16 protein-coding genes are annotated in these 15,068 nt (G+C 72.8%); 12 read left to right on the top strand and 4 right to left on the bottom strand.

The genetic code is table 11. The features are described 5' to 3' along the window. Positions 1-115: 115 nt before the first annotated feature. Both AC5R91_RS18455 and AC5R91_RS18450 read right to left on the bottom strand, forming a co-directional pair. The gene (locus AC5R91_RS18455) at positions 116-586 is read right to left on the bottom strand and encodes an NUDIX domain-containing protein (protein WP_495392596.1); all 471 of its coding nucleotides are present in this window, start codon (positions 584-586) and stop codon (positions 116-118) included. Positions 587-703: 117 nt separating this feature from the next. Continuing rightward, entirely contained in the window at positions 704-2,659 is a 1,956-nt protein-coding gene (locus AC5R91_RS18450; protein WP_495392595.1) for an ABC transporter ATP-binding protein, read from the bottom strand. Between the two features lie 753 nt (positions 2,660-3,412). Here AC5R91_RS18450 and AC5R91_RS18445 point away from each other — a divergent pair. After that, positions 3,413-4,198 (top strand): enoyl-CoA hydratase/isomerase family protein, encoded by a 786-nt coding sequence (locus tag AC5R91_RS18445; RefSeq protein ID WP_495392594.1) that lies wholly within the window; start codon positions 3,413-3,415, stop codon positions 4,196-4,198. A 628-nt stretch (positions 4,199-4,826) separates the two neighbouring features. Then, the gene (gene nudC / locus AC5R91_RS18440) at positions 4,827-5,837 is read left to right on the top strand and encodes an NAD(+) diphosphatase (protein ID WP_495392593.1); all 1,011 of its coding nucleotides are present in this window, start codon (positions 4,827-4,829) and stop codon (positions 5,835-5,837) included. Between the two features lie 115 nt (positions 5,838-5,952). On the opposite strand, the gene AC5R91_RS18435 is transcribed toward nudC, so the two are convergent. Then, positions 5,953-6,840: an SAM-dependent methyltransferase gene (locus AC5R91_RS18435; RefSeq protein WP_495392591.1), complete on the bottom strand. Its 888-nt coding sequence runs from the start codon at positions 6,838-6,840 to the stop codon at positions 5,953-5,955. A 215-nt stretch (positions 6,841-7,055) separates the two neighbouring features. Here AC5R91_RS18435 and AC5R91_RS18430 point away from each other — a divergent pair, with 215 nt between their 5' ends. After that, positions 7,056-7,727, top strand: a complete 672-nt coding sequence (locus AC5R91_RS18430) for an NIPSNAP family protein (protein ID WP_495392590.1) — start codon at positions 7,056-7,058, stop codon at positions 7,725-7,727. Between the two features lie 30 nt (positions 7,728-7,757). Here the strand turns inward: AC5R91_RS18430 and AC5R91_RS18425 are convergent, their stop codons facing one another. Continuing rightward, positions 7,758-8,372, bottom strand: coding sequence for a nitroreductase family protein (locus AC5R91_RS18425; protein ID WP_495392589.1), 615 nt, complete (start codon positions 8,370-8,372; stop codon positions 7,758-7,760). Positions 8,373-8,479: 107 nt separating this feature from the next. Between AC5R91_RS18425 and AC5R91_RS18420 the strand changes: the two genes are divergently transcribed. The 9 genes from AC5R91_RS18420 to AC5R91_RS18380 all read left to right on the top strand — a co-directional run bounded on the left by AC5R91_RS18420 (position 8,480) and on the right by AC5R91_RS18380 (position 15,041). Next, the gene (locus AC5R91_RS18420) at positions 8,480-9,226 is read left to right on the top strand and encodes a TetR family transcriptional regulator (protein WP_495392588.1); all 747 of its coding nucleotides are present in this window, start codon (positions 8,480-8,482) and stop codon (positions 9,224-9,226) included. A gap of 157 nt (positions 9,227-9,383) precedes the next feature. Further along, a complete protein-coding gene (locus AC5R91_RS18415) occupies positions 9,384-10,244 on the top strand; it encodes a UGSC family (seleno)protein (RefSeq protein WP_495392587.1) in 861 nt (286 codons plus the stop codon). Continuing rightward, a complete protein-coding gene (locus AC5R91_RS18410) occupies positions 10,241-11,383 on the top strand; it encodes a hypothetical protein (RefSeq protein ID WP_495392586.1) in 1,143 nt (380 codons plus the stop codon). Before AC5R91_RS18415 ends, AC5R91_RS18410 begins: the two co-directional genes overlap by 4 nt. Before the next feature lie 103 nt (positions 11,384-11,486). Further along, a complete protein-coding gene (locus AC5R91_RS18405; RefSeq protein WP_495392585.1) occupies positions 11,487-12,251 on the top strand; it encodes a TetR/AcrR family transcriptional regulator in 765 nt (254 codons plus the stop codon). Between the two features lie 165 nt (positions 12,252-12,416). After that, on the top strand, positions 12,417-12,650 hold the full coding sequence (locus tag AC5R91_RS18400) for a ribbon-helix-helix domain-containing protein (protein WP_495392584.1): 234 nt from the start codon (positions 12,417-12,419) through the stop codon (positions 12,648-12,650). A 1-nt stretch (position 12,651) separates the two neighbouring features. Further along, positions 12,652-13,107 (top strand): VOC family protein, encoded by a 456-nt coding sequence (locus AC5R91_RS18395; protein WP_495392583.1) that lies wholly within the window; start codon positions 12,652-12,654, stop codon positions 13,105-13,107. A gap of 64 nt (positions 13,108-13,171) precedes the next feature. Further along, the gene (locus AC5R91_RS18390; protein WP_495392582.1) at positions 13,172-13,474 is read left to right on the top strand and encodes a hypothetical protein; all 303 of its coding nucleotides are present in this window, start codon (positions 13,172-13,174) and stop codon (positions 13,472-13,474) included. Further along, positions 13,471-13,914, top strand: coding sequence for a Zn-ribbon domain-containing OB-fold protein (locus tag AC5R91_RS18385; RefSeq protein WP_495392581.1), 444 nt, complete (start codon positions 13,471-13,473; stop codon positions 13,912-13,914). Before AC5R91_RS18390 ends, AC5R91_RS18385 begins: the two co-directional genes overlap by 4 nt. Beyond that, entirely contained in the window at positions 13,911-15,041 is a 1,131-nt protein-coding gene (locus AC5R91_RS18380) for a thiolase family protein (protein ID WP_495392580.1), read from the top strand. The genes AC5R91_RS18385 and AC5R91_RS18380 overlap by 4 nt, the downstream gene beginning before the upstream one ends. Positions 15,042-15,068 lie beyond the last annotated feature (27 nt).

The raw sequence follows: 15,068 nt of genomic DNA, 5'->3' as shown, positions 1-15,068 counted from the left end.
CCACTCGGCCCGTCGGAAGGGCTCGGCGGCGAGAACCGGGTATGTTACCCAGCTCACATGGTGAGCTATGTTATCCAGGTCATAGATCCGGTCAAGGGGGTCGGCCGTCGACGGATCACCCGGCGGGGGCGCCGTCCTCCAGGTAGACGGGCAGGAGCGGGGCGGCGAGGCACGCGGCGATCCGACGGGACAGGCGCGCCGCGGCCCGCTCGGCGACCTCGGCGGGAGTGCAGTACCGGGCCGAGCGGATCTCCTCGGCCTGCAGGACGAGCGCGTCCACCGGGATCGGCGGACCGTCCACGGCGAACAGGAACCGCAGCGCGTCCGCCCGGTGCGGCGTGGCGGCGAGGTGATCGACGCAGATCAGCCGCCCGACCGGCAGGTCGAGCCCGAGCTCCTCGCCCAGCTCGCGCTGCGCGGTCTGCCGCGGTGACTCGCCGGGCTCGGCGATCCCGCCGGGGACCTCCCAGTTCGGCTTGTACGTCGGCTCCACCAGCAGCACGCGCCCGGCGGCATCGCGCAACAGGCAGCCGGCCGCCACCGCCTTCCTCGACCGGGCCACGTAGTCGTCGAGCAACGCCGCCATGGCCGGCACGCTACCGGTCCCGGTCAGCCCATCCGGCCCGAACTCTGTACCTGACGCACGGGATACCTGACGCACGGGATACCCGACGCACCGGTCGGGTCGTCACCGACCTGCGGGTCACCGCCGCGTCGGCGTCGCCCGGCGGCTGGAACGGCCCGGGGAGGTGGCCGGCACGGTTCCGATCCGGATGCCGGTCGTGTGCATTCGGTCTCGCAACCGGCTGCCGGTGTGCGGCTGCTCCCAGGAGTCGTTCTCGGCGCGCGCCTGCCCGTCGTGCGTCCGTCCCCAGGGGCCGCCGCTCGCGTGCGGCCGGTGGTCGGCCCTCGGGTCGGCGACCCCGTCACGGTCGAGCACGATGAGCGCGTCGGCCTGGGCCACCAGGCGCGTGTCATGGGTGATCACCAGGACGGTCCGGTGGGCGGCGAGCCGGCGCAGGGAGTGCACCACGAGCCCGGCGACGTCGTCGTCGAGCCCCGCGGTCGGCTCGTCGAGGATGAGGACGGGCGAGTCGCGCAGCAGTGCCCGCGCGATCGCGACCCGCCGCCGCTGCCCCCCGGACAGCCGTCGGCCGCCTTGACCGAGCGGCGTCTCGTAGCCGTCGGGCAGCCGGAGCGCGAAGCCGTGCACCCCGGCGGCGCGCGCGGCCGCGACGACCCGGTCGGGGTCGGCGTCCGGGATGCTCCAGGTGAGGTTCTGCCACAGTGTGCCGTCGACGAGCTGGCTGTCCTGGGCCACCACCGTCACCGCCCGGCGCAGCGACGCCAGGGTGACGTCACGCAGGTCCTGCCCGTCGAGCAGCACGCGACCCGTCGACGGGTCGTGCAGTCGCACCAGGAGCTTCGTCAACGTCGACTTTCCCACGCCGCTGGGGCCGGTGAGCACGGACAGCTCACCGGGGCGCAGAGTGAACGAGACGTCGTCGAGGGTCGGGCGGGTCGCCTCCGGATAGGTCAGGCTGACCCGCTCGAAGCGGATGTGCCCGCGTACCCGCTGCAACGGGCGGGCGTCGGGATGATCCTCGACCTCGGCGGGATGGTCGAGCAGCTCGATGATCCGTTCGCCGGAGCTCACCGCGGTGCCGATGGACACGACGAGTTCACCGAGCTCCTGCACGGGGCCGTACAGATAGCCGAGGAAACCGGCGAAGGACAGCAGGCCACCGACGGTCAGCCGGTCCTGGGAGATCTCCCAGCTGCCCATGCCCAGCACGGCCAGCACGAAGACCGTCTCCAGCAGCGTGGCCAGCACGGCGTTCGCCGTCGCCATCCGATAGGCGACCAGCCGGGCCTCGAACCAGGCCGTGCCGTGATGACGCAGCCGCCGCCGTTCGTGCTTCGCCATCCCGTGCGTCTGGATGAGGGCGTTGGCGGAGATGTTCTCCTCGACCACGCCGGCGATGCGGCCCTCGGCGGCCCGCTCCTCCTGCGCGACCTCGTGCACCCGGCCCGCGAGCCGGCGGGTAAGCAGCCAGTACAACGGCCCCGCGGCGCAGGCCACCAGCGCCAGGTCCCAGCGCAGCACGAAGGCGGCCGTGGTGAAGCACACCACACCGCAGACAGCCGTGGTCGCTCCCACCAGCCCGCTGGCGGCGAGCTCGTCGACGGCGTCGACGTCCGAACCGAACCGGGTCATCAGGTCGCCGGCCGGCCGCTCGGCGAAGAAGGTCTGCGACATGGTGTGTAGGCGGTCGAGCATCAGCTCGCGGATCCGGGTCAGCAGCCGGCCCGACGCCTTCGCCTGCAGGCAGTGGCCCACGTAGGAGCAGGCACCGCCGGCGACGGCGACGACGAGCCACAGCAGCGCCGGTGTCAGGAACGCCTGCGGCGATGCCTTGACAAGCGCGGAGTCGGTGAGCCGGCCGAACAGCCAGATCGTCGCGGTCTCGCCGGCCGTGCTGGCCAGCACCAGCGCCGTCGCGCCGAGCAGCAGGCCGCGCTCGGGCCGGACCAGCGGGAGCAGCCGCCGCAGCACCCGGCGGGCCGCGTCGGTTCCGCTTTCGTCCGCGGTCGCGTCGGCCGCGTCGGCCGCGTCGGCCGCGCTCGCCGCGGCACGCGCCGTGTGTCGCGCGGACATCTGTACCGCCCTTCCCGGCGGGCCCCGGGGTGCGGCGGCGCATGGCCGCCGCACCCCGAGCTGACATCGCGGAATCGCTCTTACGGGTGGAACGGCCTCTTCGGCTGCGGGGGAGGAAGCGGCTTCTTGTGCTTCTTCGGCTTCGGCGGCGGGGGAAGAATTTTCTTGAGAGGCATTTTGTAATTCCCTTCTGAGGTGCCGGCTTTATCGCCGAACGAGACCAACGATAGTGCGCGGAAAGAGATCTCAACTGTGGATTACCTGGGTGTTCCTGTGATTTTGCTGTGATGAGGAAAATCATCATAGAGATTTTCGAGGGGGTTTTCGTTCTCGCTTTCATGGAGAGCTTCCACCCCCCTGGGTGGGCTTGCTGGCGCTGAGCGTTGCGAGATCCGTGCGATCAGTGGCTTGTTGACCTCGTGTCGTGAGAATTGCGGCGGCGGTGACCCGTGGTGGCGCATCGGCGTCGGGCGGCGGTGACGGCCGGGAGACGGGCGCGTCGGCCCCCGGGGGCGGGACCCGTGGCGTGGGGGGCGCCCGTACCGGGGAGGGTCGGAGCGGGCGGAGTCCGGGCGGGCGGAGTCCGGGCGGGCGGAGTTCGGGTGGGCGGGAGACGGGCGGCGGCGGCCGGTTGCTGGTAGGCCTGTCTGAGTGCATCCCGCGCCGGCGGGACCATGTGAGCCTGAGGCGTCTGACCGCAGCACTGGTGACCGTCAGACGTATGACCGCGACGCCCTGTGAACGGAGACGCTGATGAGCCCGGAGTTCCGGACCCTGAAGTTCGAGCGTGACGGCGGGGTGGCCCGGATCACCCTGAACCGCCCCGACGCCGCGAACGGCCTCAACCAGGAGATGTCCGCGGAACTGGCCCGGGCGGCGGCCGCCTGCGACGGTGACCCGTCGGTCCGGGCCGTGCTGCTGACCGCGACCGGCCGTTTCTTCACCGCCGGCGGCGACGTGAAGGAGATGGCGGACCACGGCGACCGCATCGGCGTGGAAATCAAAAAGCTCGCAGACGACCTGCACCGGGCCGTGTCGATCTTCGCGCGGATGAACGCGCCGCTGATCGTCGCCGTCAACGGCGTCGCCGCGGGTGCGGGAGTCAGCATCGTGGCCGCCGGCGACCTGGTTCTCGCGGCCGACTCCGCCACCTTCACCATGGCCTACACCAACGTGGGGCTCAGCCCGGACGGCAGTTCCTCCTACTCGCTGCCCCGGTTGATGGGGCTGCGCCGCACGCAGGAGTTCATGTTCCTCAACCGCCGGCTGTCCGCCGCCGAGGCGCTCGAATGGGGGCTGGTCACCCGGGTCGTGCCGGCCGAGGAGCTCGCCGGTGAGGCGGCGGCGCTGGCGCAGCGGATCGCGGCGGGTCCGGCCGACTCGCACGGGGCCATCAAGCGCCTGCTGGTGCAGACGTTCGCCAACGGCCTGGAGACGCAGATGGAGCTGGAGGCGCGCGAGATCGCCCGCAGCGCGGTCGGCGACGGCCGGGAGGGCGTCACGGCCTTCGTCGAGAAGCGCGCCCCGAAGTTCACCTGACCGCCGCGTCGCCGCGGCCGTCCGGTTCGTTCGGGTCCTCGCCCGTCCTGGTACGAATTCTCCCCACCCGAAATCACCGCCTGTGGGTGGGCGGATGCGAGGAGCGCACGTTGAAGAGCCTGCGGCGGTGCGCCGGTGAGCAGGTCGGAGCGTCCGGGCGCACCAGTGGGCAACGACGGCGCCGCCCGCGGCGGCGGACCCGACGACTCCGTCGTCTTCCACGCGCTGACGGCGGCGGGCGCCTCGAGCTGCCGTCAGCGCCGGACATCTGCGGGGACGGCGACGTCTGCGTGCCAGCCGGCAACGGCTCGGGTCCGATCATCCTGGACGGCCGCACCGGTGCGCCACGCAACTCCGCGGCGCAACCCGCGAACCTCGTGGGCCCCGGCCAGATTCAGCGCCCGCTCCACCACCCCGCGACGGCATCGATCGTGACGGCATCGATCGTGACGCCGACGGCCAGATCCGCGGCGGCCACGTGGGCTGAAGCTCCACCGGCGTCCCGCGGATCCCCGCGCTGGCCTGGTCCACGCCCAGCGGTCGACCCGCCAGCAGACTCGGGCGAGGGCGTGGGATCGCCGGCGGCATACCGTGAGCGTGCGTGCGGCTTGTACTGGAGGATGCTGCTGTGACTGACTTCGGGCTGGTTCGGCCGCCTGTGCTGGCGGGGACGGCCCTGCTGCGGGACGAGCCGTTGCGGCAGGACACCGGGCGACAGAAGGAAGGCTGGGCGACGGCCCGGGTCGTCCTCGTCGACGAGGAGGGCCGCAGCCCCGTGCTGTGGGGGCCCCCGATTGACCAACCCGACGCCGGGGACGTACCCGGCGCCGGTGAGGCGGATGCCGGCCCCCGGCTGTGGACGTGGGCGGCGACCGAGATCGCCGGCTCCCCGCCGTCGGACGCGTTGCTGCTCGGCGAGGCCGACGGGGTCGCGTACTGGGCGGTGCGCGGTGGCCCGGACCAGCCGGCGACCGGCGGCGACGAGGTTCGGTGGCTCACCCTGTTCTCGGTCGGCGCGGAGCTCGGTGGGCGCGACGCGGCGCTGCTGGCCGCGGCGGTCGCCCTGCTGAACTGGCACGGCCGGGCCCTGTTCTGCGCCCGCGACGGCTCGCCGACCCGGCTGGCCAACGCCGGCTGGGCGCGCGTCTGCGAGGCGCAGCACCACGAGGAGTACCCGCGGACAGACCCGGCGGTGATCTGCCTGGTGCACGACGGCGCGGATCGGATGCTGCTCGGCCGCCACCGGGCCTGGCCGGCGGGGCGATTCTCGGTACTCGCCGGCTTCGTCGAGGCGGGCGAGTCGCTGGAGGCGTGTGTGGCGCGCGAGATCGGCGAGGAGGTCGGGCTCGACGTCACCGATATCCGCTACCTCGGCAGCCAGGCCTGGCCGTTCCCGCGGTCGCTGATGCTCGGCTTCCACGCGGTGGCGGATCCCGCCCAGCCGCTGCGCCTCGACGAGACGGAGATCAGCGAGGCGCTGTGGGTGACCCGCGACGAGGTGCGCGAGGCCCTGGCCCGCGGCGACGACTGGGCGGTCGCGGACGACTCGCCTGCGACCGACTCCCCGCCGCCGATCCGCCTGCCCGGCCGGATGTCCATCGCCCGTACCATGATCGACTCCTGGGCCGCCGCCGGCTGACCGATCCCGGCAGCCGCCGCAACCACGATGCGGCAGCCGCCGCAACCACGATGCGGCAGCCGCCGCGACCACGATGCGGTCCATCGGGTTGCGGTCGGCCACCGCGGTCAGCGCATCATGGCTTGCGCGCTATACCGCCGTAGACGCTGACCTGCGCGTCGGTGAGGTTCTCGGTTGCGTCCTCGGGGCGCCAGCGGTGGACGACCTGGACGCCCGGGTCGATGAGCTCCAGGCCGTCGAAGAAGCGCTCCACCTCGGCGCGGTGGCGCAGCCGCATCGTGACGCCGCGGCGCCGGTAGGTCTCCGCGGCCGGCTCGAACGTCGGGTCGTGGTCGCCGGTCGCGTTCGTCAGCGCAAGGTAGCTGCCGGACGGGAGTGCGTCGACGAGCCGACGGACGATGCCGTACGGGTCGTCCGCGTCATCGATGAAGTGGAAGATCGCGATGAGGGAGAGCGCGACCGGCTTCGTCAGGTCGAGGGTGTCGCGCAGTTCGGGGGAGGCCAGGATGCGCTCGGGATCGCGGATGTCGGCGTCGAGGTAGGCGGTGCGGCCCTGCGCCGTGCTGGTCAGCAGCGCCCGGGCGTGCGCGAGGACGATCGGGTCGTTGTCCGCGTACACGACGCGGGTGTCCGGTGCGATGCCCTGTGCGACCTCGTGCAGGTTCGGCGAGGTGGGGATGCCGGTGCCGATGTCGAGAAACTGGCGGATGCCGACCTCGCCGACGAGGTGGCGCACGGCCCGGATCAGGAACGCGCGGTTCTGCCGGGCGGCGTTGCGGGTGTTCGGGAACGCGGCGATGGCCTGCTCGGCGGTCTCCCGGTCGGCGGGGAAGTTCTCCTTCCCGCCAAGGTAGTAGTCGTACATCCGGGCCGGGTGCGGCACCTCGATGTTCAGGTCAACCGGTTTGACGTCCGCCGCCACCGGCGTGAACCAGTGTGTCCCGGTCGTGCCCGCCTCGGCCTCGCTCATCGTCGTCGACCCCCTACGTTTCGGCGCGATCATCCCGAATCACCTTAAACGGCATGCGGCGCCGGGATGGCCGGTGGTCCGCGGGAACCTCGCGTGGCCGCGCCCGGACAAGCGCCGTCCGCCGCCGGCGCCGTTCGGCCGGCCGAAGGACGCGGCGGCGCGCCGACGGGTCAGGTATAGGTCAGGTAGGCGACTCGGCGGCTGCGATGCCGCCCGCGCGACCGACCGATCGTGACCGAAGGAGCCGCATGACCGAGCCCGCCGTCATCACCGGAGCCGACCTGGGCGCCGCCGAGCAGGCCGTCCGCTACGAGCTGGCCACGCTGCACTTCGGCCTGGCCGACGGTGGGTCGGCCGCCGAGGGGGTGCTGCCCTGGGTGGAGGGCCCGGGCGCGCGGGGTCGCCTGCTCGGCTGCTGGCAGACCGAGCACGGCACACTCGGCCGGCTGTTCGTCCTGAGGTCGTTCGACGATGACGGCGAACTCGCGGCCGAGCGGACCCGCGCCCGCCTGTCCGCCGCCCCCTTCGGCGCCGGGCCCGGGAGCGTCGTCACCGACCTCTCCCTGGCGAGCTTCGCGCCGTTCCCGTACGTCCCCCCGGTCCGACCCGGCGAGTTCGGCAAGGTCTACGAGATCCGCGACTACCACCTGCGCCCCGGCGGCCTGCCGCCGACCATCGAGGCCTGGCGCGGGGCGCTGCCCGCCCGCCACGTCATCGACCCGCTGACCGTCGCCATGTACGCGCTCGACGGCCCAGCCCGCATCATCCACATCTGGCCGTTCGCCGGCCTGGACGAGCGGGTCGAGATCCGCCGCGACCTCGCCGCCCGCGGCCTCTGGCCCCCGGCCGGGGCGCCGGAGCAGATCCTCGACGCCCAGTCGAGCATGGCCTGGCCGACCGACTTCTCCCCGCTGCACTGATGCTCGGTCGCGGGCCCGCGGGCCCGCGGGCTATGCCGGGCGGCCCCAGCCGTCGTGGTAGGTGATGTCCTCGACCGGGGGCCAGACGGCGGGGCGGAATGTGTCGGTGGTCGTGTAGGCGACGGCCAGCATCGAGATCTGGGTGACGTCGGCCGGGATGCCGAGAATGTCGGCGACCTCCTGCTCGCGGCCGATCAGGTGGTAGCCGACCATGGTGCTGCCGAGGCCGCGGGCGCGCAGGGCGAGTTGGAAGCTCCAGATCGCCGGGTAGGCCGAGCCGTAGTAGGCGGACAGCTCCCCGTTGTCGCCGCCGGGCCGACCCTGCATGCACGGCACGACCAGCACCGGGATGCGGTGCAGGGTGTCGAGCAGGTGCTTCCCCGAGGCGAGCGTACGGGCGTCGACCAGGTGCCCGTATTTCGCCTGGGACTCGCGGCCCACCTCGCGGACCGGCGCCGCGATCTTCTCCCGCAGAGCCTGGTCGCGAACCACGATCCAGCGCAGGGCCGAGCGCAGCATGCCGGCGGCCGGGGCCTGCTGGGCGATGCGCAGGCAGTCGTAAAGGACCTCGGGTTCCACCGACCGCTCCAGATCGAGCTTGCGGCGGACCGAACGGGTGGTGGTGAGCAGGGTCTCGGCGTCCACGGAATCCTCCACTGAAGCCAATACTTATCCCGTAAGCTTACAAGGTAAGTATCGTAATATCACACCCGCCGACCAATGATCCGCCAACTTCTTTTCGGAGGTGATCCGTGCCGCGTCAGACCCTGAGCCGGCGGACGGTTCTCGACGCCGCGCTGCGGCTTGCCGACGAGCGCGGCCTGGCCGATCTGACGATGCGTCGGCTCGCGGCCGAGCTCGGGGTGGAGGCGATGTCGCTGTACAACCACGTCGCGAACAAGCGTGACCTGCTCGACGGCATCGCGGCGCGCGTGTACGAGTCCATCCCGTTGCCCGATTCCGCGCTTGCCTGGGACGAACGGTTGCGCTTGCTGGGCAACAGCGCGTTCGCCGCGTTCGCGGCCCATCCGGTCGTGGCCCGGGCGATGGTCGCCAACCAGGCCGACCCACGTTCGATCCGGGCGCTGAGCGTCATCGACGCGTTCTTCGGCGCGCTTCTCGACGCCGGGCTCGACGAGCCGACCGCCGTGCGCCGCTACCGGTCGCTGGTCGGGCTGCTGTTCGGCGCGGTCCTGGTCCAGACGGCGAGCCCGGCCGGAGTGCAGACGCACCAGGCCGAGCTGCTCGACGACTGGTCGCGCACGGCGGCGCGCAGCGAGGAGCTACCGCACCTGCGGCTCATCCTGCCCGTCATGGCCGCCGACGAATGCCGGTCGGACTTCGGCCCGGAGCTCGACCTCTTCATCGACGGCCTGCGCCGGGCGCGCCCGGCCGCCTCCGCTCCCGCCTCCGCCTCCGCTCCCGCCTCCGCCTCCGCCTCCGCTCCCGCTCCCGCCTCCGCTCCCGCCCCGGCCTCCGCCTCCGCGCCGGGGCTCTGACGCGGCCTGTCGCCGTCGACCGATTTCCCTGGACCGCCGTTAGCGTAAGGCTTACGCTAAACGCCTTCACTCCCGGACGACGATGGGATGACGCCATGGACGGATCGGTAACGACGGGGGCCGCGGGCCGCCGGTCGCCCCGCGATCGGGTCGCGGCATGACGGGCCTGGTGCAGGGCGTGCGGCGTGCCTCGGTTGCGCGGACCGTCGCCGAACTCGCCGCGATGCTGGGCAGCGAGGGCGGCACGCTCGCGGTCAGCGCGGTCGACGAGCACACCGGCACGGTGGACCTGTCGTTCAGCCTCGACGACGCGGACTGCGGGGACAACTGCGCCCTCCCGCCCGACCAGTTACGGCAGGTGGTCGAGACCCGGCTGCGCAGCGCCCTGCCCGGCCTCACAGCGGTGCGCATCGACGACTCCCGCCAGCCGGCTCCCGCCGGTGACGGCGTCGCCGCACCCGCCGGCCCGGCGCCTTCGTCGATCACCGTGCTGGACCCCACCGGCGGCGTCATGCCCGGTGACGCCGACCCGGGGCCGGATCTCGGCTCGCTACGGGGCCGGCGCATCGGGGTGCGGGTCGACGTCCTGTGGCAGGCGTGGGACCAGACTGTCGACGAGTGGATCGCCGAGCTGGAGCGGGCCGGCGCGATCGTCACGACGTGGCGGCGCGCCCAGGGGCTCAAGGGCGCCGAGGGCGAGCGCAAGCAGGCGGAGTACGACGCCTTCGTCGGCGGCGTCGACGCCGTCATCTCGGGCCTGGCGAACTGCGGTTCGTGCACCTCGTGGAGCGTCAAGGACGGCCTGAACGCCCTCAACCGCGGGCTGCCCACGGTGGTCGCGGCCACCGAGCACTTCGTCGGCCTCGCGCGCACCCTCGCCGCCGACAACGGTCGGCCGGGCCTGCGCCTGGTCGAGTTGCCCTCGTCGCTGAACACCCTGCCCGAGGAGCAGGTGCGCGCGCACGCCCGCTCCTCGTTCCCGGCGCTGCTCGACGCCATCGGGGCGGTCGTCCGATGACCCCGGCGACCCCGGCGTCCACCGTCGCCCCGGCGATGTCTGCGACCCCGGCGTCCACCGTCGCACCGGCGACCGCGGCCACCCCGGCGACCGTGCCCCCGGCGCTGTCGAGCGTGGTCCACGAGGTGCCCGCCGACCAGGAGGCCTTCGACGCCCTCGCGCGCGAGCGCGGCTGGAGCGACGGGCTGCCGCTGGTGCCGCCCACGCCCGAGCGGGTGGCGCGCTACCTCGCCGAGTGGGGGACCCCGCCGGACGAGGTGATCGGCGCGCTGCCGCCCTCCAGGGCGGCCGTCACCGCGGAGAAACTCGCCGTCAACGCGGTGATGGCCGGCGCGCCGGCGGCCGCGCTGCCGCTGCTGCGCGCCGCGGTGGAGGCCGTCGCCGACCCCGGTTACGAGCTGCACGCCCTGAACGCCACCACCGGCTCGGTGACGACCGCCCTGATCGTCAACGGCGCGCAGCGGCATGCGCTGGGCATCCCGTTCGGCGCCGGTTGCCTCGGCGGAGCGGATGGACGGGCGGCCTCGATCGGCCGCGCGTTGCAGTTGGTCATGCGCAACGTCGCCGGTCAGCGGGTCGGCGTCACCTCGCAGAGCACGTTCGGTCAGCCCGGCCGGGTCAACGGCATCGTCTTCGGGGAGTGGGAGGAACGCTCGCCGTGGGCGCCGCTCGCCGAGCGCCGCGGCGTGCCGGGCGACGCGGTCACGGCGTTCGGCACGATGGGGACGGCCAACATCTGCGAGGTGGTGGCCACCGACGCCGACGTGCTGCTCGAGTTCGTCGGGCGCGCGCTGGCCCATCCCGGGGCCAACGGCTACCTCGTCCAGCTCTCGTTCGCCGAAGTCGTCATCGCGCTCAACCCGGTCTGGGCCGCGCTCGTCGGCAGGGCCTACCCGGACGTCGACGACGTGCGCCGCATCCTGTGGGAGCACGCCTCGATCCCGCTGTCGGAGTTCCCGCGCCAGCATCAGCGCCAGTACGAGGACATCGGGTGGGTCGACGCGCGCGGCCGGGTCCCGCTCACCCGCCGGCCCGAGGACGTCATCGTGATGGTCGCGGGCGGTCTCGGCGGCCTGCACGGGGCCGCGCTGCACAGCTGGGGCACGACGATCACCCAGACCCGGCCCGTCCGCCCGTGACGCCCGGCCCCGCCCGCAGCGCGCCCGCCCGACCTGGTCGTCGGGCGCGGCGCAGCGTTCGGGCGGGGCCGTGACAGCGCGGCCCTCGGGCGGAGCCCTGACAATGGCGGGCGTGCGTGAATCTGCCGAAGGCACCCAGCCGCCGACCGTCGGGCGACGCCGGCGGGCGCGCGGCTCGCTGAGCAGCGGCGAGATCGTCGCGGCCGCGCGGGACCTCGCCGCGCAGGACGGCCTCGCCCGGCTGAGCATGCCGGCGCTGGCCCGGCGGCTCGGCTGCGGCGTGATGAGCGTCTACCGGTACTTCGACACCAAGGACGACCTGCTCGCGGCCCTGGCCGACCAGGTGATGTCCGATCTGCACCGCCAGTTGCCGCCCGCCGGGGACGGCCCCTGGCGTGACGAGCTCATCACCTACTTCACCGCCTACCGGGATCTGATGGAGAGTTTCCCGGTGTACCGCGAGGTGGTGCTCTACGCCCCCACGTTCGTGATCCGCGCGGCCCTCACCCCCGCCCAGCTTCGCCGGCTCGACACCGGCATCGGGCTGCTGCTGCGCGCCGGCCTGCCTCTGGCCGACGCCGCCGCGGTCTACAACGTCTGCTTCAACTACACCCGCTCCTTCGTCGCCTTCGAGCACGCTGCGCAGGCCACCACCGCCGTCACCACCGCGGCCGGTGGGGCCAGCGGGGTCGGCGCGCCGGTCGTGGCGCCGCCCCCCGGCCGGCGGCTTCCTGCCGACGAGTACCCCCAGCTCAGCCGGCTGGCTGACATCGACGGCGTGCTGGGAGTCGACGAGCGGGGTTTCCGGCTGGGCCTGGAGCTGCTCGCCACCGGGATCGCCGGCCGCTACGACGTGGCCGAGAGGTAAGCCAGATCCCCCGCGGACCCGTCACGGCTCGCCGAGGCGGGGCCGATTGCGGTGCGTCCGGCGCGATCCGAGCCCGCGGACCGTGCACATCGCACCGCCATGCCTCCCGTGTACCGCGCGGCACACGCTGTGCGGTGCGCCGGCTAGAATGCTAGCATCGCGTCCGTGGGGGATGAGGACGTCAAGCAGTTCAACGTGTACCTGCCGATCGGGCTGATCAAGCGGGTGAAGCATCGCGCCATCGAGTCGGAGCTGTCCCTGTCGGCCCTGGTGGCCGACGCGCTGCGGACCTACCTCGACGACCAGGACGGCCTCGACGCACACGGCGACCACGACGCACACGGCGACCACGACGACCTCCGCGACCAGCGCGGGCAGGCGTCCGGGAAGGGGATCTGACATGGCGACCGAGGGCATCGAGGGCATGGTCGTGGAGACCCACAACTGGGGCCGGGCGGCCAGGTTCTTCCAGTCCCTCGGGTTCACCCTGGAGTTCGAGACCGACCACGGCTCGGGGCTGCTGCGAGCCGGCGACGGTCCCTACGTCTTCCTTCGCGAGGTTCCCGCCGACGAGGTGCCCCGGATCCAGCCCGTGCTGACGGTGGCCGACGCGGACGCGTTCCGCCTCGACCCCGCCGTCGAGGTGGTCACGCAGTTCGAGGAGACCCACTACGGCACCCGCGAGATGACCGTCCGCGACCCCGACGGACGCACCTGGAGCCTCCAGGCCCCGACCAAGCCCACGCCGATGAGACTCGTCGACGAAGGCGACGGTGTGGTCGCCGCGGCCGACGCCGACCTGCCAGTCCTGACCGCCGACCAGGTCCGGGAGACGCAGGAGCGAACCCGGCGGTGAACGCGGTCGACTTCAGCGTGGTGGTGGCCGCCCGACCCCGACGAGCCTAGATCGGCGTGCCGCGGTGACCTACGAGGCCGTCGAGGTCAGCGTGGAGCAGCTCGCGGGCTGGCGCCGGTGCGTCGGCGGGTTCGCGCCGCGTCGGGTCCTTGCTCGGGGACGACGCTCCTTGCTCGGGGATGACGCGCCGAACTACGGTGCTGGTGGGAGCAAGTGCCGGGCGATGCCCTTGTCGGTCACGATCGGCGTGGGCGGTCTTCGGTGCGCGGACGGGGCGGTTGCTGCCGTGGTCTCCTGGTCCCAGGCCGAGCCGCCCCCGGCGCCCGAGGATGGGCTGTCCCAGCCCGAGAGGACGAAGCCGGCATGACGCAGCAGGCAGACTTAGCGAGGCCCGCGCCCCCCGAGATGGTGATCGACGCGTTGAGCGCGCCGTTCTGGGCCGCGGCGCGGGAGCGCAGACTGGAGCTCCAGCGCTGCCAGGACTGCGGTCTGTTCATCCACCTCCCGCGACCGGTCTGCCGGCGCTGCGGCTCCTTCCGGCTCGAGTTCGAGCCGGTGTCCGGGCGGGGATCGGTGTACAGCTTCACGGAGACGCGCCGGGTGTTCCATCCGTTCTTCGCCGACCGGGTCCCCTACCTGATCGCGTCGATCGAACTCGCCGAGCAGGCCGGCCTTCGGATGCTGTCCAACCTGGTGGGGATCGCCGAGCCCGACGTCCGGTTCGGGATGCAGGTCGAGGTCACCTTCGAGGACCTCTCCCCGGACCTCACGATTCCGGTGTTCGTGCCCGCGGGGAGCCTCGCGTGAGGGGCGGGCGCCGAGTCGCCATCGTCGGCGTCGGCTACTCCGACGCCGGGCGGCGCACGGGGTTGAGCGAACGCCACCACGCCGCCCAGGCGGCTCGGGCGGCCCTCGCGGACGCCGGTCTCGAATCCGCCGACATCGACGGGCTGACCACCTGGGGCGGCAACCCGATCGACTTCGCGCACATGCTCGGCTTCTCGCCGCTGCGCTGGCACCTCGACGTCGGCATCTCGCCGGCCTTCATCAGCCCGGCCATCCATGCCGCCCACGCGGTCGCCAGCGGCCAGGCCGACGTGGTGGTGGCCATGCGGGTGATCCTGCAGCAGCCGAGCCGGGCCAACCTGTGGGCCGGCGGGACCGGGATGGCCTTCGACGCGCAGTTCCAGCACCCGTTCGGCGACCTGATGCCGGCGCAGTGGGCGGGCCTGCTGACCAACCGCTACCTGCACGAGTCCGACGCGACGGAGGAGGACTTCGCGAACTTCGCCGTCACCCAGCGCGGCTACGCCGCCAACAATCCCGAGGCGCTGTTGCGGGAGCCGCTGACGGTCGAGGACTACCTCGCCGCGCCCTACATCAGCAAGCCGCTGCGGCTGCTCGACTGCGACTACCCCTGCGACTCGGGTGCGGCCGTCATCTTCACCACCGAGGAGCGGGCCCGCGACCTGCGCCAGAAGCCGGTGTTCGTCGAGGCGACCGCGCTCTCGGCCACCCACGACATGACCTTCGAGCTGCTGCCCGACATGGTCCGGACGTCCCCGGTGCACTGCCTGCGGGAGCTGTGGTCCCACACCGACCTCACCGCCGCCGACCTCGACTGCGCCCAGCTCTACGACGGCTTCAGCGTCATCACCCTGCAGTGGTTGGAGGCGCTCGGGGTCTGCGAGCCGGGGCAGGCCGGTCCGTTCGTCAGCAGCGGCGGGACCAGCCTCACCGGCGCGCTGCCCACGAACACCGACGGCGGCGCGTGCAACGTGGGCCGCCGCCACGGCGCGAACTTCTGCATCGAGGCGACCCGGCAACTGCGCGGCGGCCAGTCGGGCGAACGCCAGGTCGCTGACGCCGAGGTCGCGCTCTGGGCCAACGCGGTCGGCCCCTTCACCGGCGCGATGCTGCTCACCGGGTCGTAAGCGGCAGGCCTGGCCCGCGTCACCGAC

The organism is Frankia sp. BMG5.60 (genome assembly GCF_059428125.1).
This window is presented reverse-complemented; position numbering and strand designations above follow the sequence as displayed.